This is a genomic window from Pseudomonas sp. LPB4.O (assembly GCF_038383825.1).
Classification (GTDB): domain Bacteria; phylum Pseudomonadota; class Gammaproteobacteria; order Pseudomonadales; family Pseudomonadaceae; genus Aquipseudomonas; species Aquipseudomonas putida.
Map to the genome: position 1 here is coordinate 2,531,565 of NZ_CP151298.1, position 23,357 is coordinate 2,554,921.

Consider the following 23,357-nt stretch of genomic DNA (forward strand, 5'->3'; position numbering starts at 1 on the left):
CCACGAGGCAAATCCATGTTTAGAAAAATGTTTGTAGCTTGCGCACTGGCAGGCCTGAGCAGCAGTGCCCTGGCAGCAGTCAGTGCTGATGAGGCGGCCCAACTGGGCAAGACCCTGACCTTGTTCGGATCTCAAGCCCAAGCCAGTGCCGACGGGAAAATACCCGCCTACGATGGCGGCCTGCCGACCACCACCAATCCGCCAGGCTTTGTAAAAGACAGCGGCAAATGGGTGAATCCGTACGCTGCAGAGAAGCCGATATACGTCATCACGGCAAAAAACATGGCCGAATACGCGGACAAACTGTCGGAAGGCACCAAAGAAATGCTGCGGCGTCAGCCCAGCTATCGTCTGGACGTCTATCCCACACACCGCAGCGTCAGTTACCCACAATTCATTCTCGACAAGACCCGCAACAATGCGACCCAGGCCACTCTGACCAAAGGCGGGGATGCCCTTGAAGGCGCCATTGGCGGCATTCCTTTCCCGATCCCCAAAACCGGCCAGGAGGTCATGTGGAACCACATGGCCAGGTACAGCGGGCTCGCGGTCGAAGATCACATGCGCAACTTCTACGTCGACAGCAACGGCAAATTGATCAATTCGGGTGAAATCAAGCTATCGCGCAACTTTGCGTTTCATAACCCGGAGGCAACCGCTGAGTCGGTCAAGAAGAACGATTCGTTCATCTTTCAAAACGCCTACCACTTTACCGGGCCGGCCCGCAGCGTCGGTGATGCGACCATGTATTACGACACGATAGACATGGTCGACATGCCCCGGCGGGCCTACACCTACTCGGCCAGCACGCGCCGGGTGCGCTTGAGCCCGGACATCGCCTACGACACGCCAATTGCGTCACAAGGTGGTGTGACCACCTATGACGACGCCGAGCTGTACACCGGGCGTCTTGACCGTTTCGACTGGAAGCTGGTGGGTAAGCGTGAGCTGTACATCCCTTACAACACCTATGACCTCAGCTTCAATGTCGGCTCTGACAAGTCACTCACGCCCAAGCACGTGAACCCCGACCATGTGCGCTGGGAGCTGCACCGGGTGTGGGTGGTGGAAGGTACCCTCAAACCCGGTGTACGGCATGTGTACAGCAAGCGGGTGTACTACTTCGACGAGGACTGGTCAGGCGCAGGAGTAACTGACGAATACGATGGGTCGGGCAAGCTCTACAAATCGATGCAGCAGGGGATGAGCCAGCTGTATGACAAGCAGGCGCCCATGTCGCGTACCTATTGGGCGTATGACTTTGCCACTGGGGCTTACTCTTTTTCCCAGCACTATGCCGACCTGAAGTTTGGCTGGCGGGTGATGGATAAGCTCCACCCGCGCTCGACTTTCACGCCAGAAGCCTTGCAGGCCCGCAGCGGCCGCTAATCATCGGCGATCGCCCCTGGCGCAGTGGCGCTCGGGGCCACCTACAAGGAGTGGCCGATGTCACTGATACAACGAAATCTGGTGCTCGTTGCCGGGCTGTTGTTGAGTGTCGCTTGCGCAGCGGCAGCCCAGTTCCGCGACCCGCTGGACATTCCAGCCCGCCCCAGCACGCTTGCCCAACACAGCATGCTCACCGCTATCGCCCAAACGCCCGGGGGGCGTTGGGTGGCAGTGGGCCGCCGTGGTCACGCGTTATATTCCGACGACGGCACTACCTGGCATCAGGCCGAGGTGCCGGTCTCTGTAGACCTTGTTGCCGTGCACTTCCCCACACCGGATCAGGGCTGGGCGGTTGGGCATGGAGGCGTCATCCTGCACTCAGCCGATGGCGGCAAGACTTGGCTCAAACAGTTGGATGGGCGTGCACTGGCAGACCTGTTGATCGCGTACTGGAAGCCGCTTGCCGCGAAGGCTGATGAAAGTGATGCCGGTCCGTCATTAGCACTGTTGGATGCCGAGCGCTTCAAGGTGGAAGGGCCAGGCCGGCCGTTTCTGGACGTGCGCTTTAAAGACGCCCTGAGCGGATACGCAGTCGGCGCCTACAACCTGCTGCTCGCAACCGAAAATGGTGGGCAAAGCTGGCAGGTGCTCTCTGACAAGACCGACAACCCAGGCGGATTGCACTTCAATGCGGTCCGGTTGGGTGAAGCAGGGCAAGTCTACCTGGCGGGGGAACAAGGGCTGCTGTTGCAAAAAAATCTCCAGACCGGGCGATTCGACTCTCTCTCGACACCCTACAGCGGCACCTGGTTCGGCATGCTCGAACAGGGTAGCCGCCTGCTGCTATTTGGCCTGCGCGGCAATGTGTATGTCAGCCATGACCAGGGCCAGCACTGGCGCAAGGCAAATACCGGTACTGACAACACGATTACCGCCGCGACCTCGTTGAAGGATATGCAGGTGGTGCTGGTGACTCAGGCCGGCGAAGTACTGATGAGTGAGGACAGCGCTGCGGAGCGCTTTCGGCCGATCGTCAACCCAAGAGCCATGCCGTTGTATGGCGTAGCCCCGGCGGGCAAAGCTGCCGTGATCGCTGTGGGTGCTGGTGGGGTAGTGAATCTCGAACTTGGACGTCAGTGAGGAATACCCGCATGACCATTTTCCAAGACAGCGGCGCCGGCGATCGGCCTGCAGTCAGTGAGGCTGCGCAGTTCGACCCGTATTCAGGCAGCTACCTGGAGCAACTGCTGTTCAATCACCGCTTGTTCATCATGCTGGCGTGCGCCTTCCTGACGGTGTGGTCTGCCTTCCAAACCAGCAAACTGCAGGTGAATGCTGGTTTCGAGGAGATCATTCCGCAGTCCCACCCCTATATCCGTAACTACCTTGAAAACAAAGCGGACCTGCGCGGGCTGGGTAACAACCTTCGCGTTGTGGTCGAAAACACCCAGGGTGACATTTATGACCCTGAGTACCTCGAGGCGCTGAAGCAGGTCAATGATGCACTGTTCCTCATGCCTGGGGTAAATCGCTCTTTCGTCAAGTCAATCTGGATGCCGGTGGTACGCTGGACCGAGGTGACCGAAGAGGGCTTTCGTGGCGGCCCGGTGATGCCGGACACCTATGACGGCTCCGCTCGGGCCATCAATGAGCTACGCACCAATGTCAGCCGTGCTGGGTTACGGGCCAACCTGATAGCCAACGACCAACGCTCGGCAATGATCATTGCGCCGCTGCTGGAGCGTTATGCTGACACCGGCGAGCCGATCAACTACGGCACGCTACACGGCCAGCTCGAAGCGGTGCGAGCGTTGCAAGATTCCGCTCTGCCAGACAAACCCGGGAAGATTCGCATCCATATCGTTGGCTTCGGCAAGTTGGCGGGCGACCTGATCGCGGGCTTGTACCAGGTCATGATGTACTTCGCTGTCGCAGCGCTGGTCACAATCGTGATCCTTTACTGTTATACCCGGTGCGTGCGCAGCACCCTGTTGGTGGTTGCCTGCTCACTCGTGGCGGTTGTCTGGCAGCTGGGCATGGTGCGGGCTTTGGGCTATTCACTTGACCCTTATTCGGTACTGGTGCCATTCCTGGTGTTTGCCATTGGCATTTCCCATGGCGCCCAAAAGATGAATGGCATCATGCAAGACATCGCCAGAGGAACGGACAAGTATGTCGCCGCACGCTTTACTTTCCGTCGCCTGTTTCTGGCCGGTTTGACGGCTCTGGTCGCTGACGCGGTTGGCTTTGGGGTGCTCATGATCATTGACATCCCTGTCATCAAATCGTTGGCGCTGACAGCAAGCATTGGCGTGGCAGTGCTGGTGTTCACCAACCTTATCTTGCTGCCAATCCTCCTGTCGTACCTGGGCGTGGGGGCTAATGCCGCGCAGCGCAGCCATGAGTCGAGTCAGAACCCGCCGGGAGCCTGGGACGTCCTTGTACGCTTCACCGAGCCCAAGTGGGCGCTCATGGCTATCGGCATTGCCATGGCGTTGGCGGCCGCGGGCTTTGTCATCAGCTTGCAACTGCAGATAGGTGACCTGGACGCAGGGGCTCCGGAGCTTCGGCCCGATGCACGTTATAACCAGGATTCGGCATTCATTACGGGCGACTACGGGCTTTCCAGTGACCAGTTTGCGGTCATGGTAAAGACGCCGCCCGGCGGCTGCGAAGCATGGCAGACACAGATGGAGGTTGACCGCCTGGAGTGGGCGCTGCAGCAGGTGCCGGGCGTGCAAAGCACGGTGTCGCTGGCGGGCGCTGTCAGCCGGCTGTCTTCGGCGCTTTTCGAAGCATCACCGAAGTGGATCACCATCAGCCATAACCAGGCCTTGGTCAACACCTCCGTGCTGCGTGCGCAGGAGGCCAACCCGGACCTGGTCAACTCGGACTGTTCGCTGGTGCCCGTTATCGCTTACCTGGCTGACCACAAGGCGCAGACCCTTGCTCGGGTCCTGGCTGCGGTGGAGGCCTTTGCCCGTGAGCATGATTCCGATCAGCTGAAATTCTTGCCGGCTGCAGGTTCCGCGGGCATTGACGCGGTGACCAATATCGTCGTGCGTGACGCCAACCGCACCATGCTGCTGTTTGTTTACCTGGCGGTTGCCGCTCTGTGCTTCATCACCTTCCGCAGTTGGAGAGCGGTTGTGGTGGCGCTGGTGCCACTGGTGGTGACGTCGATCCTGTGCGAGGCGCTGATGGTGGCACTGGGCATTGGGGTAAAGGTAGCGACGCTGCCGGTCATTGCCTTGGGCGTCGGTATCGGGGTCGACTACGCACTGTATTTGCTCAGTGTGCAATTGGCACAGCAGCGCAACGGGGTGCCACTTGCAGAAGCCTACAGGCGTGCCTTGCTGTTCACCGGCAAGGTAGTAGCACTGGTAGGCATCACCCTTGCTGCAGGTGTCATCACCTGGGCCTGGTCACCCATCAAGTTCCAGGCAGATATGGGCATCCTGCTGACCTTCATGTTCCTCTGGAACATGCTGGGTGCGCTGGTACTCATTCCTGCCTTGTCCTGCTTCCTGCTGCGGAGTACTGCACGATGAAATTGGAAACTCCTGATTTGGCAGCCAATCTGCAACCTTTCCCCCGGGCCACGACCGCGTGGTACATGACTGCGGTCTTGTTCCTGCTTTATTGGTTGTCGCTGCTGGATCGGCTGGTTATCTCGTTGCTGGTGGACCCGATCCGACGGGACCTGGGCATCACCGACTTTGAACTGTCGCTGTTGCAAGGTTTTGCTTTCGGTCTGTTCTATGCGGTCTGCGGGCTGCCCCTGGGGTGGTTGGTCGACCGCTTCAGCCGCCGCTGGGTCATTTTTGGTGGGGTAACGATATGGACGCTTTCAACCACCTTCTGCGGCCTGGCGCATAACTACTGGCAACTGTTCCTGGCGCGTATTGGCGTGGGGGCGGGGGAGGCCGCGTTAAGCCCTGCTGCCTATTCGCTCATGGCTGACAGTTTTCCCGCGCACCGGCTGACAACTGCCCTGGCGGTATATTCACTGGGCTCGCTGTTTGGAACAGGCATGGCCTACCTGATGGGTGGCGTGATCGTCGGCTTGGTGGCAGAGCATGAGTCGGTACTGCTGCCTATCGTGGGTGAGGTTCGTTCCTGGCAGATGGTGTTCATTACCATTGGGTTGCCGGGCGTATTGCTGGGTTTACTGGTATTCACTTTCCGCGAGCCGGCCAGGCGCACAACGTTGCCAGTTCGGCCTTCCACCGCGCTCGCAACTGCCATGTTCGGGGAGGTGTTCGCCCATGTACGCCGGCACGCGCGGTTTTTCTTCTGTCACCATATCGGTTACACCCTCTGTGTAATGGCCGTTGCCGGGCTGGCGTTGTGGGCGCCTTCCTACTTGCATCGCGCGTTTGCCTGGAAGCCTGCTCAGATTGGTGTGTGGCTTGGGGTGGTAGGCACTCTGGGTGGGGTAATGGGTGCTGTGGGATGCGGACAGCTCATCGACCGACAGATCGCGCGCGGGCGTTTGGACGCACATATGCGCTTGTTCTGTTTCACATCGCTGGTGAGCGTGCCCATCGCAGTCGTCGGGGTGCTGTGGCACGATCCTTACGTGTTCCTGGCCGCGTTTTTTATCATCCAGATACTGGTGAGCCCGATCATGGGAATCTCAGCAGCGGCATTGCAAATTGCCACACCCGCTGAGTTGCGTGGGCGTTTGTCATCTGTCTATCTGTTTGTGATGATTTTGCTAGGGATTGGGGCTGGGCCGTCGGTGGTCGCGGCTTTCACTGACTTCATCTTCAAAGACGATAGCAAGGTGGGGTACTCACTGGCATTGATCTTTGCCTTGGCGTTGCCTCTGGCCGCGCTGGCCTTGCACCTGGGCAGGCCGGCGATGCGTCTGGCGGTGAAGGAAAACATGGTGCGCTAGTGTGTACGGAAGTCGCCGAGCGGCATCAAAAAAAGAGGCGTCATACTGCACGCCTCTTGAAGGGGTCCATCGAAGGGGTATTGTTTAGCGATGCGCGATGATGCTCACGGCGCATCATCGCCAGGCAGGTTAACGAATTTGAAGATACCGCTGGCAGTCGCTACCAGCCTTTCCTCGTCGTCAACCAGATCACCCTCGCAAAACGCTAACGTCTTGCTGGCGTAGCGCAGCTTGCCACGGGCTGACAGTCGACCGCCGCTGCCGCCCCCAGGGCGCAGGAAGTTGGTTTTCATTTCCACCGTGACGCATGAACGTTTTTGGCCATCAGTGGTACGCGCTGCAGCCGCCATGGCCATGTCTAGCAAGGTCATCATCAGCCCGCCATGTGCCTGAGCGGCGCCGTTGAGGTGCTTTTGCTTAAGTTCGACAACCAGGCAAGGTGGCTCTGGCTCTGGTTCGACAAGGATATCCAGATGGTCCAGAAAGGGCACCTCGACGCGGTATTCAGCATACCGAACTGCCTTGGTGGGGAGCGAACGGTGCTTGGTCATGGGGCCTCCTATCGGTGCTTGAACTGCGCTGGGCGTTTTTCGACGAATGCAGCCAGCCCTTCGCTTTGGTCCTCTGTACCGAATGTCACGTAGGCCATGCGGCGCTCGTACAGCACACCTTCGCTGAGGCTGCTCTCAAAGGCCCGATTGACGCATTCTTTTGCCAGTGCCACCACCGGCTGCGAGAACCCAGCCATTTTTCCCGCCAATGCCAACGCTTCGGACTGAAGGTCAGCCAGTGGCACAATCCGGCTGACCAGTCCGCTACGCTCGGCTTCGTCGGCGAGCATCGGACGGCCGCTGAGGATCATCTCCATCGCCTTGTACTTGCCAATGGCGCGCGTCAAGCGTTGTGTTCCCCCTGCACCTGGGATGGTGGCCAGGGTGATTTCCGGCAACGCGAATCGGGCGTTATCCGCAGCGATGATGACATCGCACATCATCGCAAGCTCACAGCCGCCACCTAGCGCCAGGCCACTCACCGCAGCAATTACCGGTTTGCGGCAGCGCGCAGCACGCTCCCAGTTGGCGGTGATGAATTGGCGTTTGAACACGTCCATCATGTTCCATTCGCGCATCATCTTGATGTCTGCGCCTGCCGCAAACGCTTTTTCGCTGCCGATCAGTACGATGGCGCCAATGGCGTCGTCGGCCTCGAGGTCGTCGAGCGCGGCGGTCAGGTCATTCATCAGCTGATCGTTCAATGCGTTGTACGCTTCAGGCCGGTTCAGGCGTATCAGGCCGACCTTGTCCTGCTTATCCAGAATCAGGGTTTCGTAAGGCATCATTCCGCTCCTGTACAGACACGCATAAGGCGCCTGGGTTGTCTTACATGTTGGGGTAGTTGGGGCCGCCAGCGCCTTCAGGGGTGACCCAGGTGATGTTCTGAGCAGGGTCCTTGATGTCGCAGGTCTTGCAATGCACACAGTTTTGCGCGTTGATCTGGAAACGCTTGCCGCCATCGTCTTGTGTCACGACTTCATAAACGCCGGCGGGGCAGTAGCGCTGCGCCGGTTCGTCAAAACGGGGCAGGTTCCAGTTCAACGGTATGTCCGGGTCGGTAAGCCTCAGGTGGCAAGGCTGCTCTTCCTCGTGATTGGTATTGGACAGGAACACCGACGACAGCTTGTCGAAGCTGAGCTTTCCGTCGGGTTTTGGGTAGGCAATCCGGGTGCATTCGGCGGCGGGTTTCAGGCAGGCGTGATCTGGCTTGGTGTCGTGAAGGGTGAAGGGCAGCTTGCCGCTGAAGATGTTCTGATCGATGAAGTTGAACGCCCCGCCTACCAAGGCGCCGAACTTATGCAAGGCTGCGCCGAAATTACGGCTGCGGAATAACTCGTCGTACAGCCAGCTGGCTTTGAACCCCTCAACGTATCCGTCAAGCATATCGCCGCCTTCGCGGCCTGCGGCCAATGCGGCCGCTACTGCTTCGGCGGCGAGCATCCCGGATTTCAAGGCGGTATGGCTACCCTTGATCTTGGCAAAGTTCAAGGTCCCCAGGTCGCATCCTATGAGCGCCCCGCCGGGGAAGATCATCCTGGGCAGCGAGTTCAGGCCACCTTTGCAGATAGCCCGAGCCCCGTAGGACACGCGTTTGCCGCCTTCCAGGTATTGCTTGACCACGGGGTGGTGCTTGTACCGTTGGAATTCGTCGAATGGCGACAGGTAGGTGTTGCTATAGGACAGGTCGATGATCAAACCCACCACCACCTGGTTATTCTCCAGGTGATAGAGGAACGAACCGCCAGGGTTGTCGTCATTGAGCGGCCAGCCAGCAGTGTGGACCACCAACCCAGGCTGGTGCAGGGACGGGTCGATATCCCAGATCTCCTTGATCCCGATACCGTAGTGCTGTGCATCAGCCTCACTATCCAGCTGATAATTACGGATAAGTTGTTTACCTATATGGCCTCGGCAGCCCTCGGCAAACAAGGTGTACTTGGCCCTCAACTCCATCCCCGGGGTGTACAGGCCATCTTTGGGCTGGCCCTCCCGGTCCACGCCAAGATCCCCGGTGACAATGCCGCGTACGACACCATCGTCGTCGATCAACGCCTGCTGGGCGGCAAAGCCAGGGTATATCTCCACGCCCAGGCGCTCTGCCTGTTGGCCGAGCCAGCGGCACAGGTTGGCAAGTGAAATGATGTAGTTGCCCTGGTTATGCATGGTCTTAGGCACAAACAACCCTGGGATCTGGGTGGCTGTCTCTGGGCCTTGCAACAGGTAGATGTCGTCTCGCGCCACCGGTGTATTCAGTGGCGCGCCGAGGGCTTGCCAGTTGGGGAACAATTCATTCAGTGCTCGAGGTTCGAACACTGCGCCAGAAAGAATATGCGCACCCACTTCAGAGCCTTTTTCAACTACGCACACGCTGATTTCCTGGCCTGCCTCGGCAGCAACCTGCTTTAGCCGACAGGCAGCGGACAGGCCGGATGGCCCAGCGCCGACGATCACCACGTCGAACTCCATATACTCACGATCGGACAACAGATTTCTCCTATGCCACGTCTTCGGTGGCGTCTGGTTTCACGGTTACGGCGTGGGAACGACGAGCAGGTAGTGAGACACGCTAGGGGTCGTCCCTGGCTGCAGGTAATGCGTCAATTGTTTTTCTTGTTCTTGATCGGCGAGCGTGCTCCTGCGGCGTTGCAGCAAGTGCTCGCCCCAGGAGGCTGTGACAAAGCGTTCGCTGAATCGCTGCGGATCAGCCAGGTCTCGAAAGAGCAGCCACTGCGTGGCCCCATCGCGTTTGCGAACGTGGCCCAATCGGGAAATCAGCTGACAGAAGTCCTGCTGATGCTCGATGGCCACGTGGTAGTCGACTTGCACCACCACTGGCCCGTCATTGACGTCTGGGCTGATAGCTACGCGGTGGTCAGCCCAGTGCGAGGACAGTGTGACCTCTGCCTCTCGCCCCATTCGCAAAGGGTAATGGCGGGTAACGGCCATGCCGAGGACGATCAAGCCGGCTGCCAGGGTCAAGGTCCACGACACGCCCAGTTGGTTGGCTACAGCGCCCCAGAGCATGCCGCCAATTGCCATGGACCCTTGGAAGGTGAGCATGAAGATGGCCAGCGCTCGGGCCCGTACCCAACCCGGCAGGGTTGTCTGGAAAGCCGCGCTGGTCGTCGAATTGAAGTTGATCCAGGCTGCACCCGCGAGTACCAGGGTAGCGCTGATCAATATCAAGTAGGGGGCCCAGGCGGCGATCAGCATGGCAAGCAGAAAAACCAACGTGGATAACGTCGAAAGGCGGTGAAAGTTGCTGATGCGCGGCCTTAGCTGGTTCAGGACGATACCGCCCACTACGGCACCGGCACCGAGGCTGCCAACCAGCAGGCCATAGCCGCCCACGTTGTCTGTGCCGGCAACCAAGGGAAGCAGTGCCCACAGGCTGCTCGCACAGCTGACGAAGAAAAGCGTGCGCAGGATGTGACCGTGCAGCGGGTGGGCATGCCGAACATAGCGCAGCCCTGTGCGCATGGCGGCGAGCAGGGGCTCTTTGGACGCGGGCGGGGTAGTGCCCGGTCGATAGGCAAAGACGAAGATCCCCAGAACGCTCACCAGCAGCACGATGTTCAAGGCAAATACCCATTCCAGGCTGGAATTGGCAATGATGATCCCGGCCAGGGCAGGGCCGACAGCGCGCGCAGCATTGTAGGCGATGGCATTCAGGTTGATCGCCGCGCCAAGAACCGTACGAGGCACTGCGTCGGAGGTGGTCGCCTGCCAGGCAGGGATGCTGACGGCGCTTGCGCTACCGAGGCTGAACGCCAGCAGCAAAAGCCCCCAAGGTGTCAGCTGGCCGCTGGTCAGCAGCAAGTAGAGCAGCAAAGTGGCCGCCAACATCCAGGCGTGGGTCCAGATCAGGATACGTCGCTTGTCGAGCAGGTCGGCGTAGACCCCTGCCGGCAGGCCAAAGAGAAATGCAGGCAGGGTAATCGCGGTCTGCACCAGTGCCACCATCAACGGAGACGGGTCGAACTGAACCATCAGCCAGGCTGCGGCCACATTCTGCATCCACAAGCAGATGTTGGCTGTGAGGGTTGCGCACCATACGGCGCGGAACAGCGGGTAGCTCAGCGGTGGCAGGTTGACTGCCGGTGAGGCTCCAGGAGTGCTCTGGCCGTCTGGCTGCATACAGGGTCCGTGGGGCCTAATGGCCCGGTTTGTTATTGTGAACGCTGTTTATGATTCTGAATGCGTTTGCGCGATACTGTCAACCGGGCTGTTTCTGTGAAGCCAGCAATGCACGCAGTACCGACACAAGCGCAAGCGGTTGATCCAACATCAGATGATGATGGCTGTTGGGAATACCGATAGCACCGCGACAATGACGCAGCCGGGCAGCGATCCTTTTTGCACGCCAATGTTCAACGACGATGCTCTCTTCGCCGTAGACGAAATCCACCGGGACATCGATGCTCTCCAGCAAAGCATCGCCATCGGTCTCGGCGAGGGTGAATGGCAGGGCAGGGTCGAGTCGCCAGTGCCAGCCCTGCGGGCTAGAGGCGATGGTGTGGAATGCGACATGCTCGAAGGTATCGGCAAGGGGCAATGGCTGTGCGGGGATCACTCGATAGCGTTCGCGGATCGTGCGGTAGTCGGGGTAATGCCGAGCGCTGCCGCTGCGCGCTGGGGGAAGAGGGAATGCTGACTTGGGCTCATCGAGGAAGCGAACCCGGCTGTCGATTATCACTGCCTGCTGAACCAGGTCTGGGCGATCGGCGCAGACGCGCAAGGTGCGCAGTCCGCCATAGCTATGGCCAACCACGGTGGCGGGACCTAATCCGTTCTCGAGAATGGCAATAAGGTCGTCGGTGAAAGCTTGTGCGCTGTAGCTGCTGCGTGGCCCGCTTTGACCCATACCCGAGAAGTCCATTGCATAAACGCGGTACCGATCAATGAAGAAGGGGGCGATGAAATCCCACCAGTGGCTGTTTGCCCGATAGCCGTGGGCGAACAAGAGTACCGGCTTGCTGGAGTCGCCTGCGTTCCAGCTGCGGTAGTGCAGCCGGGTATCCGTGCATTGCACATAATGAGAGAGCGTGGGCGTATTCACGGCGCGCAACAACCAGGGCTGAGCCTCGATGTATCGAGGCGCCGGTAATTCCTCGGCAGCTTCCGGCGAACTGTCCAGGGCAGCAGCCAAGCTGGCGAGTTTGGCTTTCCAGATCTTGCCCGTGCTGCCTTGGGGCAGTTGCGCCAAGAAGACGATGCGGTTAGGGCGCTTATAGGGAGCAATCAGCTCGCGTAGCGCACAATCGATCTGTTGTGCATCAATTTCGTGGCCGGGGCGAACCTCGATGAAGGCAACGATTTCCTCATCACCATCGGCAAGCGCTCGCCCAACAACACCTGAGGCGACGATAGCCGGCAGGCTGTTGAGCGCGGCCTCGACCTCGGCGGGATAGACATTGAAACCTGAGCGAATGATCATTTCCTTTTGCCGGCCTACCACCGCCACGGCGCCATCCGGCAGCCGGCGGCCCAGATCGCCGGTTGCGACCCAGCCGCCTGGGCGCAAGGTGGCGGCGGTTGCGGCCGGGTTGCGGTAGTAGCCGAGCATCGTGGCGGGGGCACGCATCCAAAGTTCGCCGATGCCGCCCTCGGGCACGTCAAGGCCGTGGTTATCGACAAAGCGAAGCTCCACGCCTTCTTCAGCAAAGCCGACAGTGCCGGGCTCGCTTGTGCGATCGGCCCGGGTACGCGCTCCCGGTGCGCATTCTGTCATGCCGTAGCCGTTGACCAGCGGCAACCCGAACAATGCCTGTACACGCTGCTGCAGCGTGTGATCGAGTGGTGCGCCGCCACTGCTGATGTAGCGCAGACGATGCCCTGACACATCGAGCTTTTGCGTGGCGATGTAATCGAGCAAACGTACGTAAACCGTCGGTACGAATGACAAGTGCGAGATGTCACCTTGGGCAATGGCGTTGGCCAGCTGTGGCAGTTCGAGTCGCCCCATCAAGCGCAGGCTGGCACCGGCGACCATCACCGACATCAGGTTCGCCACGCCCATGATATGGGCGAGAGGTGCGACGCCGTTGTAACAGTCCGTCGGACTGACCTGGCGCGAGCGGCTGAGAATGGAGCCTAGCGCCAATAGCCCCGCATGGCTGTGCATGACCGCCTTGGGCTGGCCGGTGGTGCCGGAGGTGAAGATGAGTAGACCCACCTGGGCATCCGGCATTTGCGGTTCGGCGCGAACTTGCGCATGGGTGGCGCCTACCGCGAGCGCCCCGGCCAACAAACCCTCGACTCGCGCCGCGCCTGCGCTTTGGGCATGTGCTGCGCAAGCCATGCTGTCCGCAGTGGCATACACGCACACGCGGGGTTCAACGAGTGCTTGCAATCCGGCCAGCTCTGCCTCTGGCAATCTTGCGTTGACCACCGCCGGCCACGCTTCCAGCGCTTGGCAGGCAAAAAGTGCGACCACAGCGCCGATATTGTTCTCCGCAACAATCAGGACCCGATCGCCGACAGTGACACCCCTCGCGCTTAGCAGCTCACTGACTTCATCGATGGCGCGGGCCAGCAAACCATAGTCAAGCGCCAGGCTGGCGTCACTCAGAGCAGGTGCATGGGGGGTGACGCGAGCCCAATGACGGACGACGTCGCAGGCCAGAGACAAGCCGGGAAGAGCCCCTGGAGCGATTTGTGACGAGCTTTCTTGAGGAGTCATGGCATTCACGTTGGCAAGGTTGGCAGGTAAAGTGTTGTTCAAATATAAGACCGATGTTCTACTATGTGAAGATATTTGATGCGTCGCAGCTTCGCACTGAGCTCAGCACCAAGGCGGATTTCAATCTGGGAGCAGGGCATGGCACGGCGATGCGTCAGCAGTGAAGGCCTCCATCAACCGTTAGTCTGAAGAGGATTGCCCCCCATGAGTGAAGCTCAACGCGACCCGGATGGTCGTATAAAGCTGGAGCAGCGAGGCCCCTTGTTGCTTATCGGCATCGATCGTCCTGAAAAGCGTAACGGGTTCACGCCAAAGATGTTTGCCGAGCTGGCGGCTGCCTATACCCGTCTGGAAGAAGATCCTGAGCTGCGCGTAGGCGTGCTGTATGCCGAAGGCGACCACTTTACGGCTGGCCTGGACATGCCGAAGTGCGCGCCACTGCGCAAGGAAGGTAAACCCTACATACCACCTGCCGAAGTCGACCCTTTCGGCCTGCGTGAACCGATTCGTACCAAGCCCATGGTCATGGCACTGCAGGGCATCAGCTTCACTGTTGCCATCGAGTTGATGCTGGCTGCGGATATCGTCATCGCTGCGCAGAATTGCCGCTTTTCGCAAATCGAAGTCAAACGCGGGATCATGGCCGGTTGCGGCGCCACGTTCAGGTTTGTGGAGCGTGCAGGTTGGGGTAATGCCATGAAACTGCTGCTCACCGGAGACGAGTTCGATGCCGCCGAAGCGCTGCGACTCAATTTTGTTCAAGAAGTCGTACCGGTAGGCGAGGAGTTGCAGCGCGCCATCGAGCTGGCGGAGCGCATTGCCGAGCAGGCGCCGCTGGCGGTACAAGCGACTTTGCAGAACGCTCGTACGGCGGTAAACCATGGCTGGCAAGCGGCTTATGCCTCGATTGCCAATACCCAGCGCAGGCTGTTCAATACCGAAGATGCCAAAGAAGGCGTGCAATCCTTTATCGAAAAGCGGCCTGCCCGTTTTGTTGGGCGATAACAAAAAAAGAGAGGAAACGACGATGAGTAAGGGCCCGCTTAGCAATGTTCGTGTGCTCGACATGAGCCGCATCCTCGCCGGCCCCTGGGCCGCGCAGATGCTTGCCGACCTTGGGGCTGAGGTGATCAAGATCGAACGGCCTGGCAAAGGTGACGATTCACGCCAGTTCGGCCCGCCTTTCCTGCAGGATGCGCAGGGGCAGAACACGCGAGAGTCTTCGTTCTACATCAGCACCAACCGCAACAAGAAATCCATCACGTGTGACATTGCAAAACCCGAAGGCCAGGCGCTGATCCGCCAGTTGGTGGGCAAGTGCGACGTTCTGCTGGAAAACTACAAGGTGGGAGACCTCAAGCGCTATGGCTTGGACTACGCCTCGTTGCGGGAAGTGAACCCGCAGCTGATCTATTGCTCGTTGACCGGATTCGGCCAGACCGGCCCTTACGCTCCGCGACCCGGTTACGATTCGATCTTCCAGGCCATGGGCGGGTTGATGAGCATCACCGGCTTACCCGATGAAACCCCCGGCGGCGGCCCCATGAAAACCGGGCCGAGTCTGGCAGACATCCTGGCTGGCCAATACGCGGCCTATGCCATTCAAGCGGCGCTGTATGCGCGCGACGTCAATGGTGCCCCGGGGCAGCATATCGACATTGCCCTGCTCGATGCCTTGATCGCATCGACCTCCCACTACGCCAGCCAATACCTGGTGTCGGGCGACGTTCCAGTAAGGCGGGGCACCGAGGGCAATGGCGGCATGCCTTCGCGTATGTTCCGCTGTGCCGATGGCGACATCATGATTGTTGCCGGCAACAACGAACAGTACGCCCGTTTTTGTGAGGTGCTCGGCCATCCGGAGCTGACGCTGGATGCGCGGTTCGCCGAGATCCCCCTGCGCGTGGTCAACCGCCGTGCCCTGGGCGAGGTGTTCGAACCATTGGTGGCCACGTGGACAGTGCTTGACTTACTTCGCGCCCTGGATGAAGCAGGCGTGCCGGCGGGCCCTATCAACAACCTGGAACAAGTCTTCGCCGACCCGCATGTGCAGGAACGTGGCATGTGCGTGGAAAGTCCGCACGCCTCTTCAGCGAATGGCAAGGTCAGGATGGTCGCCAACCCGGTCAAGTTCTCGGCTACCCCCATCGTTGACTACAAGGCACCGCCAACCCAGGGTGAGCACACCGACAGCATCCTGGGCGAATGGCTGGGCCTGGATGAGACTGAAATAAAAGCGCTGCGTGAGAAGCGTGTGATCTAGCGCAGAGTGGCGCCACCGCTGTTCCGTCGTTGCCTGTACCCCACCCGGCCCGCTTTGCGTAGCCGGGTTTTCTTTTGCTGGGAATCGGCATGAATGCAGGGCAAAAAAACGCCGCCGGCATAAAGCGGGCGGCAAAAGGGTACCAAGCCAAGGTGCGCCGATAACCCCGCAGTCACCCTGGCGATGCGCACCAGGGGCTGACAGCAGTCATCGTGCGAGCATTCGGATGATCACTTCACGTATTTTCGGAACTCAGGCTTGCGTTTCTCGCGGAAGGCATTACCGCCTTCCTTGGACTCTTCGGTGTCGTAGTACATGGCCAGGGCTTGCATGGCGAATGCGCCAATGCCACGAATGTTCTCGTTATCCATATTGAAGGAGCGCTTGGCCAATGCAATGGCGGTCGGGCTCATCTGCAGGATGTCGTCACACCATTTTCTGACTTCGGCATCCAGCTGGTCTGCCGGCACAACCGCATTGACCAGGCCCCAGTCCAGAGCTTGCTGCGCGGTGTAGCGTTTGCACAGGTACCAGATTTCGCGCGCACGCTTGTCACCGGCAAGGCGGGCGAGCAGGGCGGTGCCGAAGCCTGGGTCGACCGAGCCAACCTTCGGCCCCACCTGCCCAAGCTGCGCTGTATCGGCGGCAATCGCCAGGTCGCAGAGGGTCACCAGCACGTTACCGCCGCCAATGGCGTAACCGTTGACACGCGCGATGACCGGCTTGGGGATGTCACGGATAATGCTTTGCAGCTCCTCGATCGGCAGGCCTACCACCCCGCGCCCCTTGTGCCTACCGCCGGATTGATCGCTGCCGGTGCAAAAGGCCTTGTCACCCGCGCCGGTGAGCACCACTACGCCGATGTCCTTGTTGTAGCCGGCTTGGCTGAACGCCTGTATCAGTTCCTCACAGGTGTTGGCGGTGAAGGCGTTGTAGACCTGGGGACGGTTGATGGTGATGGTGGCGATGCCGTTGTCTTCGGTGTACAGGATATCTTGGAATTCCATGCTTCACTCCTTAAAAAATTCAGGCTCAGCCGACCATCGTCAAGCCGCCAGATACGCTGATCACCTGGCCGGTGATGAACGCAGCATCGTCACTGGCCAGGAACAGCACCGTCCCGGCGATGTCGTCTGGTTGCCCCATGCGACCAAACGGCACTGCCTTGACCAGCCCGGCCTTGATCCGCTCGCCCTTTTCGCCCTGGGCGAGGTTGTCCAGCAATGCTGTTGCGGTAGGCCCTGGGCACACGACGTTGACCGGTATCTGCTGGCGGGCCATTTCCCGCGCCATGGTTTTGCTGAAGGCAATCAGGCCGCCCTTGCAGAAGGAATACACAGCCTCCATCGAGGAGCCAACGCGGCCGGCGTCGGAAGAGATATTCACCACACGGCCATGCCCGCGCTCGCTCATCCGGCGCAATACTGCATGGTGCATGTTGAGCGGGCCGTACAGGTTGATGGCGACAACCTTGTCCCAAAACGGCTTTTCGGTCTGAAGGAAGAACGCACCTGTGTCCCAGCCAGCGTTGTTGACCAGCACGTCGATGGGGCCCAGTTCTTCTTCCACGCGCGCTACTGCCGCGTGGACTACTTCATGGTCGGTGATATCGACGCCGTAGTCGCGGGCGCGACCACCGGCTGCTTCTATTTCGCCAACCAAGGCGCTTGCAGCCTGGGTGTTCAGGTCGAACACGGCCACAACCGCGCCGGCTTCGCTGAAGCGTTTGCAAATGGCGCTACCAATGCCACCCGCGCCCCCGGTCACTACTACGACTTTATCTTTCAGTCCTTTCATCACGAGTACCTTTGAGTCTTTTATCAGGGACGCGGCTGAGCCGCGGCTTCAGGATTCATGCCCTCAGCGCTTGCGTGCAGGGCAGGTGCCGGCGCCGTCGCTGCAGCCGCTGCACGACCAGCGCAAAGGGCACTGATCTGCTCATGGCTGTAGCCCAGCTCGCCGAGGATTTCACTGCTGTGTTCGCCCAGATTCGGGGGCAAATAGCGCACGTTGCCAGGGGAGGCGGAGAACTCCACGGGGATCGAGGTCATGACCAGTTCCCCCTCGGTCGGATGCTGGACTTTCTTGAAGAATTCGGTCTCCTTCAGATACTCGTCATTCATCATGTCGTGCAGTTCGCGGACCTGACCATGGGGTACGTCGGCCTCATCGAACAAGGTTTCCCAGTGCCCGGAGGTCTGCGTGGCGATCACTTCCCCAAGGATGCTGTACAACTCATTGATATGGCGCATGCGCTCGGTCATGCGGCAGAAGCGAGGATCTTCCAGCAGCTCAGGCCGGCCGATTGCGGTCAACACACGTCGCCACTGCTCGTCATTGACCGCCAGCAGGCAGATGTAGCCGTCGCGCGTCGCGTATGGCCGGCGATTGGCCGAGAACATTCGGGTGTAGCCCAGGCCGTCGGACTTGCCCAGCGCGCCCTCCCAGAGGTGTTCGAACAAGTTGAACTGCAGCATGGTCTCCATCATCGGGACGCGCACTTCCTGTCCCTGGCCGGTGCGCTCGCGGTGCAGCAAGGCCATGCTGATGGAGGAGGCCAGTACGTAACCGCAGAATTTATCGACGATGACCGTTGGGAAATAGCGCGGGCGGCCGTCGCTATCGCGGTTGATCGCCGCCAGACCGCTCTCGCCCTGGATAACGTCATCGAACGCCGGCATGTTGGCGTACGGACCGTCGCTACGGTAGCCAGGCGCGAAGGCGTAGATGATCTTGGGGTTGCGGGCGCTCAGTTTTTCATAGCAGATGCCCAGCCGCTTGGCTGCGCTCGGCCGCATGCTATGCACGACGACATCGGCTGTTTCAACCAGTTTGAGCAAAGCCTCCATGCACGCCGGCTGCTTGAGGTCGAGCACCACGCTGCGTTTGTTGCGGTTCATGATGAGGTAGAACACCGACATACCGGGATTTCGACCCGGGCCGTTCTGTCGGTTTTGATCGCCGGTTGGCGGTTCCACCTTGATCACGTCCGCCCCCATGTCGCCCAGAATCTGAGTGGCGACGGGGCCAAGGACGTTGATCGTGAGGTCGATCACACGCAGCCCCGACAGCGGGCCGGTGGGTTGTGCCAATGCCCGTTGGGTCATGATCAGTCAGCCCTGTAGTCCTTGCCTTTAACGAGGCGCAGGGGGGTGTACTCCTGCACCAGCGTGCCATCTTGCTTGTAGATGCGGTTGCGGGTACGCACCAGGCCCAGCCCAGGCCGGCCCTTGCTTTCGCGGCACTCGATGACCTCACACTCGACATGAATGGTGTCACCGACGAATACCGGGCCCTTGATGTCCAGTTCCATATTGAGGAACGCAAAACCCACCCCTTGCATGGTCGCTTGGGTAAGCAAGCCTTCTGCAAACGTGAACACCAGGGCCCCAGGGGCAACGCGGCCCTTGATGGCGGACTGTTCCTTGAGGAATTCGACATTGGTGAAAAGCACTTCGAGCATGCCGGTCACGGAGACGAAGTTGACAACATCCGCCTCCGTGACGGTGCGGCCCACGGTTTTGAAGCGGCGCCCGACCGGGAGGTCTTCCCAGTGAATGCCAAGGCCCACGGTTTCGATCTGTTCCATTCTTGTTGTTCCCTAAGGTTGGTTATTTGGAACTGCAACTGATTGCGACTTAACGGGGTTTGGCGTCGTTGCGGGCAACACGTCCGAGCACGCTGTCGGCAATGATGTTTCGCTGAATCTGGTTGGTGCCCTCGATGATCTGCACCACCTTGGCGTCGCGGAAGTAGCGGTTGATCGGGTATTCATTGGAAATGCCTGCGGCCCCGAACAGCTGCACGGCGTCAGTGGCGACTTTCATCGCCACGTCCGAGGCGAACATCTTCGACATGGCCGCCATGGGGGCGAGTGTGCGGCCGGTAACGCCGGCATCGACCATGGACGCGGTGCGATAGACCAGCTGGCGGGCAGCTTCGGTCTGGGTGACCATGTCTGCGATCATCCAGCGTATGCCTTGGAAGTCGCTGACTTTCTGTTTGAAGGTGACGCGGTTCTGGATGTAGTCCACCGAATGATCGATGGCGCCCTGAGCCAACCCCACCGCCCTGGCGGCCACCAGTGGACGGCTGGTATTGAGCGCCTCCATGGCGATCTTGAAACCTTCGCCTCCCTCGGGGCCGAGGCGGTTGGCGACCGGCACGAAGGCGTCATCGAAGAACAGCGGGCAGGCTGCTACCCCCCTGGCTCCCATCTTGTCTTCTGGCGCACCAATCGTAAGGCCGGGCGTATCGCGATCAACGATGAACAGGTTGATGCCCAAGCCCGTGCCATCCTCGGCGACAGTCTTGGCAGCGACCAGGATGAAGTCGGCGATGTTGGAGTTGGTACACCAGATTTTCGAGCCGTTCAGCACATAGCCGCCTTCGGTACGGCGTGCAGAGGTCTTGATGCCGGAGACATCCGAGCCGCTTTGCGGTTCGGTGATCGACAGGGCACCGCGCAGGTCGCCGCTGGCAAGACCTGGCAATAAGCGTTGCTTCTGTTCCTCGGTTCCGCCAGCGAGGATTGCCCCGAACGGCGTCCATTGCACAACGAGCAGGTAGCCGGTGTTGTAGCAGACACGCCCCAGTTCCTCGACGGCTATGCAGGCCGACAGCAAGCTGTTGGTGCCACCGTATTCAGTCGGAAACGGCAGGGCGAACAGCCCCAACTCTTTGAGAAGCGCGAACATGTCATGGGGGTATTGCGCCGTGCGATCGATCTCGTCTGCGCGTGGCGCAACTTTTTCCCGAGCGACCCGACGAATCAAGTCCTGGATCTCACGCTGCTCATCGGTCAATTCGTAGTTCACGGTTCTGTTGGCTCCCATCGAGGACTGCTCACCCACTGCGTTCAATGTCGTTCGGGGTGGAGTGTTATTCTGAACGCTGTTCGTAAAAGTAAACGACGTATGTTGAGGGTGTCAAGGCGCACTGAGCGGGTAAACCGTCATCGCGGGTTCTGATTTTGTACTTGAGCCAAGCCAGGCGGGTGTTCAGGCGTGTCGCGGAGTTACTGGGCTGCAGACACAAGGGGTGGGAAAGCGCAGAAAATAATGGAAACGCCGTTTGGCATAGTGCATAAGAGGAGGGGAAACGGTATCGAGCAGCTTGACGGATCAAGATGTCAGCGTTTAGCATTCGGAACATCGTTCATAAAAACTAATTCTGCAGCTCAACGGAGGGCTTATGCAAAGCCTGTTGCCAGAATCGGATTACCAACAGTTCCTCACTGAGGGGCGTTTCATGCTGCAGCGCAGTCGCCAGAACGGTGGTTACTGCTTCTACCCCCGCGTAGCTCAACCCGGTACCGGCAATACCGACCTGGAGTGGGTACAGGCCAGTGGCCGCGGTGTGGTGTATTCCTCCACCGTGGTCCGTCAGCGCCCCCCGACCCCTAACTACAACGTCGCCTTGATCGACCTGGAGGAGGGCGTGCGCATGATGTCCCGGGTTGAGGGTGTGGCGCCCGAAGACGTGCAGATAGGCATGAGCGTGCGGGCAAAGATCGTTCAGCTCGACGATGGCGCGCCGTTGCTGGTGTTCGAGCCAGCCTGACCTGACGCACGGCAAAACCATTCGCAACCTGCAGCAATAACAACAAAGGCAGGAAACTATGAAACAAAGTCTTCGTGGACAAACAGCCATCGTGGCGGGAGCCACATACGGGATGGGCGAGGCGCCAGGGCTGTCGTCCATGGACCTGGCCGCTGCTGCCAGCGTACGTGCCCTGGCGCAGGTGGGGCTGACACCTGCTGATGTGGATGGGCTGTTCGTCAGTGTGCCTGACGACATGCTCTCTGGGCTTACCTTTTCTGAGTACCTGGGCATTCACCCCCGGTTCACCGACAACAACCGCACCGGTGGTTCGGCATTCCAGATCTATGCCCATACTGCCGCGATGGCCTTGGCCTCGGGGCAGATCGATGTCGCACTGATTGCCTACGGTAGCAACCAGAAAAGCGCCTCGGGCAAACTGGTGCAGTCTTCACGCCCGTCGCCCTGGGAAACCCCCTATCGGCCGATGAACCCTGTGTCTTCCTACGCGCTGGCGGCCGCACGGCACATGCATCAGTACGGCACCACCCGTGAACAGCTTGCCGAGGTTGCCGTTGCGGCGCGTAAGTGGGCGCAACTCAACCCCGATGCGTACATGCGCGATGAGCTGAGCATCAGCGACGTGCTGGGTGCGCGCATGGTTTCTGACCCCCTGACCGTACGCGATTGTTGCCTGGTGACCGACGGTGCTGCAGCGGTGGTCATGGTTCGGGCCGACCGTGCCCGTGATCTGGCCAAACGCCCTGCTTATGTACTGGGCGCCGGTTCTGCTACCACGCACCGTGAGATTGCGTCGATGGCAGACCTGACGGTTACCGCTGCGCGGGAATCTGGCCAGCGTGCCTATGAGATGGCCGGTGTCAGCCCCTCGGATATCGATGTGGTGATGCTCTATGACGCCTTCACCATCAATCCGATTCTGTTTCTCGAAGACCTTGGGTTCTGCCCGAAAGGCGAGGGCGGGCGCTTTGTATCGGGCGGCGCGATCGCACCCGGTGGCCGGCTCGCAGTGAATACCAACGGGGGCGGCCTGTCGTGTGTGCACCCAGGCATGTACGGCCTGTTCACCATGGTTGAAGCCACCCAGCAGCTGATGGGGCAATGCGGCGCGCGGCAAGTGGCCGACGCCAAGCTGGCGATCGCCCACGGCAATGGCGGTGTGCTGTCGAGCCAGGCAACGTTGATCCTGGGTACGGAGGAGACGCTGTGAGCGAGGTCCAGGCAAATACCGACGATATTGTCCAGGTCGAGTACGACGAAGGCGTCGCCATCGTTACCTTGAACTACCCCCAGCGGCGCAACGCCTTCTCGCTGAAAATGCGCCAAACACTGTATGAGCGCCTCTATGGCCTCATGTATCACGACGCTGAATGCCGGGCCATTGTGCTGACCGGCGCCAACGGGGTGTTCTGCGCGGGTGGCGACATCTCCGAAATGAAAGACCGCACGGTGATGGAGTACCGCGAACGCAACCTGCTGCCGCTGAACATCTTCCGCCTGCTGGTTGAAGGGCCTAAAGCGGTGATCGCTGCTGTCGAGGGGTTTGCCATGGGCGCAGGCGTTTCGCTCGCCGCAGCCAGTGACTACGTGGTCTCTGCGCCCGATACCCGCTATGCCTGCGCATTCGTCAAGGTTGGGCTGATGCCCGATACCGGGCTTTTCTGGTCGCTCGCTCAGCGCGTGGGCGCTGGGAAAGCGCGTGAACTGATGCTCACCGCCGATGAATTCAATGGCGAGCAAGCCTTGCATAGCGGCTTTGCCAACCAGCTCGCGCCCGCTGGCGACACTCGCCAAGCCGCATTGGAGGTGGCTCGCCAGTATGCGCGGATGCCACCCCTGGCTGTCGCACACCTCAAGGCTGCGCTGGCCAACGGCATCGGCTCGCTGGATCAAGCGATCGAGACCGAAGTGAACCTGCAGCCAATCATGCGCCGCAGCCAGGACCATCAGGAGGCAGCAAAAGCCTTCATGGAAAAACGCCCTGCCGTGTTCGTTGGCAACTGA

19 protein-coding genes are annotated in these 23,357 nt (G+C 59.9%); 9 read left to right on the forward strand and 10 right to left on the reverse strand.

The features are described 5' to 3' along the window. The first annotated feature begins 15 nt into the window (after positions 1-15). The 4 genes from MRBLPB4O_RS11345 to MRBLPB4O_RS11360 are packed head-to-tail and all read left to right on the forward strand — an operon-like array spanning position 16 to position 6,292. Positions 16-1,389, forward strand: coding sequence for a DUF1329 domain-containing protein (locus MRBLPB4O_RS11345; protein WP_341798479.1), 1,374 nt, complete (start codon positions 16-18; stop codon positions 1,387-1,389). 57 nt (positions 1,390-1,446) lie between these two features. Continuing rightward, positions 1,447-2,529, forward strand: coding sequence for a YCF48-related protein (locus MRBLPB4O_RS11350; protein WP_341798480.1), 1,083 nt, complete (start codon positions 1,447-1,449; stop codon positions 2,527-2,529). A gap of 11 nt (positions 2,530-2,540) precedes the next feature. Continuing rightward, on the forward strand, positions 2,541-4,940 hold the full coding sequence (locus MRBLPB4O_RS11355; protein WP_341798481.1) for an MMPL family transporter: 2,400 nt from the start codon (positions 2,541-2,543) through the stop codon (positions 4,938-4,940). Further along, positions 4,937-6,292: an MFS transporter gene (locus MRBLPB4O_RS11360; protein ID WP_341798482.1), complete on the forward strand. Its 1,356-nt coding sequence runs from the start codon at positions 4,937-4,939 to the stop codon at positions 6,290-6,292. Before MRBLPB4O_RS11355 ends, MRBLPB4O_RS11360 begins: the two co-directional genes overlap by 4 nt. Positions 6,293-6,396: 104 nt before the next feature. Here the strand turns inward: MRBLPB4O_RS11360 and MRBLPB4O_RS11365 are convergent, their stop codons facing one another. The 5 genes from MRBLPB4O_RS11365 to MRBLPB4O_RS11385 all read right to left on the reverse strand — a co-directional run bounded on the left by MRBLPB4O_RS11365 (position 6,397) and on the right by MRBLPB4O_RS11385 (position 13,570). Continuing rightward, positions 6,397-6,843, reverse strand: coding sequence for a PaaI family thioesterase (locus MRBLPB4O_RS11365; RefSeq protein ID WP_341798483.1), 447 nt, complete (start codon positions 6,841-6,843; stop codon positions 6,397-6,399). Positions 6,844-6,851: 8 nt separating this feature from the next. Then, complete coding sequence (locus MRBLPB4O_RS11370; protein ID WP_341798484.1) at positions 6,852-7,628, reverse strand: enoyl-CoA hydratase; 777 nt, start codon at positions 7,626-7,628, stop codon at positions 6,852-6,854. 43 nt (positions 7,629-7,671) lie between these two features. Further along, positions 7,672-9,312 (reverse strand): electron transfer flavoprotein-ubiquinone oxidoreductase, encoded by a 1,641-nt coding sequence (locus MRBLPB4O_RS11375; RefSeq protein ID WP_341798875.1) that lies wholly within the window; start codon positions 9,310-9,312, stop codon positions 7,672-7,674. Between the two features lie 63 nt (positions 9,313-9,375). Next, complete coding sequence (locus MRBLPB4O_RS11380) at positions 9,376-10,983, reverse strand: MFS transporter (protein ID WP_341798485.1); 1,608 nt, start codon at positions 10,981-10,983, stop codon at positions 9,376-9,378. A gap of 79 nt (positions 10,984-11,062) precedes the next feature. Further along, positions 11,063-13,570 (reverse strand): alpha/beta fold hydrolase, encoded by a 2,508-nt coding sequence (locus tag MRBLPB4O_RS11385; protein WP_341798486.1) that lies wholly within the window; start codon positions 13,568-13,570, stop codon positions 11,063-11,065. 162 nt (positions 13,571-13,732) lie between these two features. Here MRBLPB4O_RS11385 and MRBLPB4O_RS11390 point away from each other — a divergent pair, with 162 nt between their 5' ends. Both MRBLPB4O_RS11390 and MRBLPB4O_RS11395 read left to right on the forward strand, forming a co-directional pair. Further along, positions 13,733-14,533, forward strand: coding sequence for a crotonase/enoyl-CoA hydratase family protein (locus MRBLPB4O_RS11390; RefSeq protein WP_341798487.1), 801 nt, complete (start codon positions 13,733-13,735; stop codon positions 14,531-14,533). A 22-nt stretch (positions 14,534-14,555) separates the two neighbouring features. Beyond that, entirely contained in the window at positions 14,556-15,791 is a 1,236-nt protein-coding gene (locus MRBLPB4O_RS11395) for a CaiB/BaiF CoA-transferase family protein (protein WP_341798488.1), read from the forward strand. 230 nt (positions 15,792-16,021) lie between these two features. Here the strand turns inward: MRBLPB4O_RS11395 and MRBLPB4O_RS11400 are convergent, their stop codons facing one another. Genes MRBLPB4O_RS11400 through MRBLPB4O_RS11420 form a run of 5 tightly spaced genes read right to left on the reverse strand, consistent with a single transcriptional unit; the run spans position 16,022 to position 20,608 of the window. Further along, entirely contained in the window at positions 16,022-16,798 is a 777-nt protein-coding gene (locus tag MRBLPB4O_RS11400; protein WP_341798489.1) for an enoyl-CoA hydratase-related protein, read from the reverse strand. A 25-nt stretch (positions 16,799-16,823) separates the two neighbouring features. After that, positions 16,824-17,588, reverse strand: a complete 765-nt coding sequence (locus MRBLPB4O_RS11405) for a glucose 1-dehydrogenase (protein ID WP_341798490.1) — start codon at positions 17,586-17,588, stop codon at positions 16,824-16,826. 23 nt (positions 17,589-17,611) lie between these two features. Next, the gene (locus MRBLPB4O_RS11410) at positions 17,612-18,898 is read right to left on the reverse strand and encodes a CoA transferase (RefSeq protein ID WP_341798491.1); all 1,287 of its coding nucleotides are present in this window, start codon (positions 18,896-18,898) and stop codon (positions 17,612-17,614) included. Between the two features lie 2 nt (positions 18,899-18,900). Beyond that, positions 18,901-19,380, reverse strand: coding sequence for a MaoC/PaaZ C-terminal domain-containing protein (locus tag MRBLPB4O_RS11415; protein WP_341798492.1), 480 nt, complete (start codon positions 19,378-19,380; stop codon positions 18,901-18,903). A 49-nt stretch (positions 19,381-19,429) separates the two neighbouring features. After that, positions 19,430-20,608, reverse strand: coding sequence for an acyl-CoA dehydrogenase family protein (locus MRBLPB4O_RS11420; protein WP_341798493.1), 1,179 nt, complete (start codon positions 20,606-20,608; stop codon positions 19,430-19,432). Positions 20,609-20,984: 376 nt separating this feature from the next. Here MRBLPB4O_RS11420 and MRBLPB4O_RS11425 point away from each other — a divergent pair, with 376 nt between their 5' ends. The 3 genes from MRBLPB4O_RS11425 to MRBLPB4O_RS11435 are packed head-to-tail and all read left to right on the forward strand — an operon-like array spanning position 20,985 to position 23,357. Then, positions 20,985-21,353 (forward strand): OB-fold domain-containing protein, encoded by a 369-nt coding sequence (locus MRBLPB4O_RS11425; RefSeq protein WP_341798494.1) that lies wholly within the window; start codon positions 20,985-20,987, stop codon positions 21,351-21,353. A 58-nt stretch (positions 21,354-21,411) separates the two neighbouring features. Then, positions 21,412-22,563, forward strand: coding sequence for a thiolase (locus MRBLPB4O_RS11430; RefSeq protein ID WP_341798495.1), 1,152 nt, complete (start codon positions 21,412-21,414; stop codon positions 22,561-22,563). Next, a complete protein-coding gene (locus MRBLPB4O_RS11435) occupies positions 22,560-23,357 on the forward strand; it encodes an enoyl-CoA hydratase-related protein (protein WP_341798496.1) in 798 nt (265 codons plus the stop codon). Before MRBLPB4O_RS11430 ends, MRBLPB4O_RS11435 begins: the two co-directional genes overlap by 4 nt.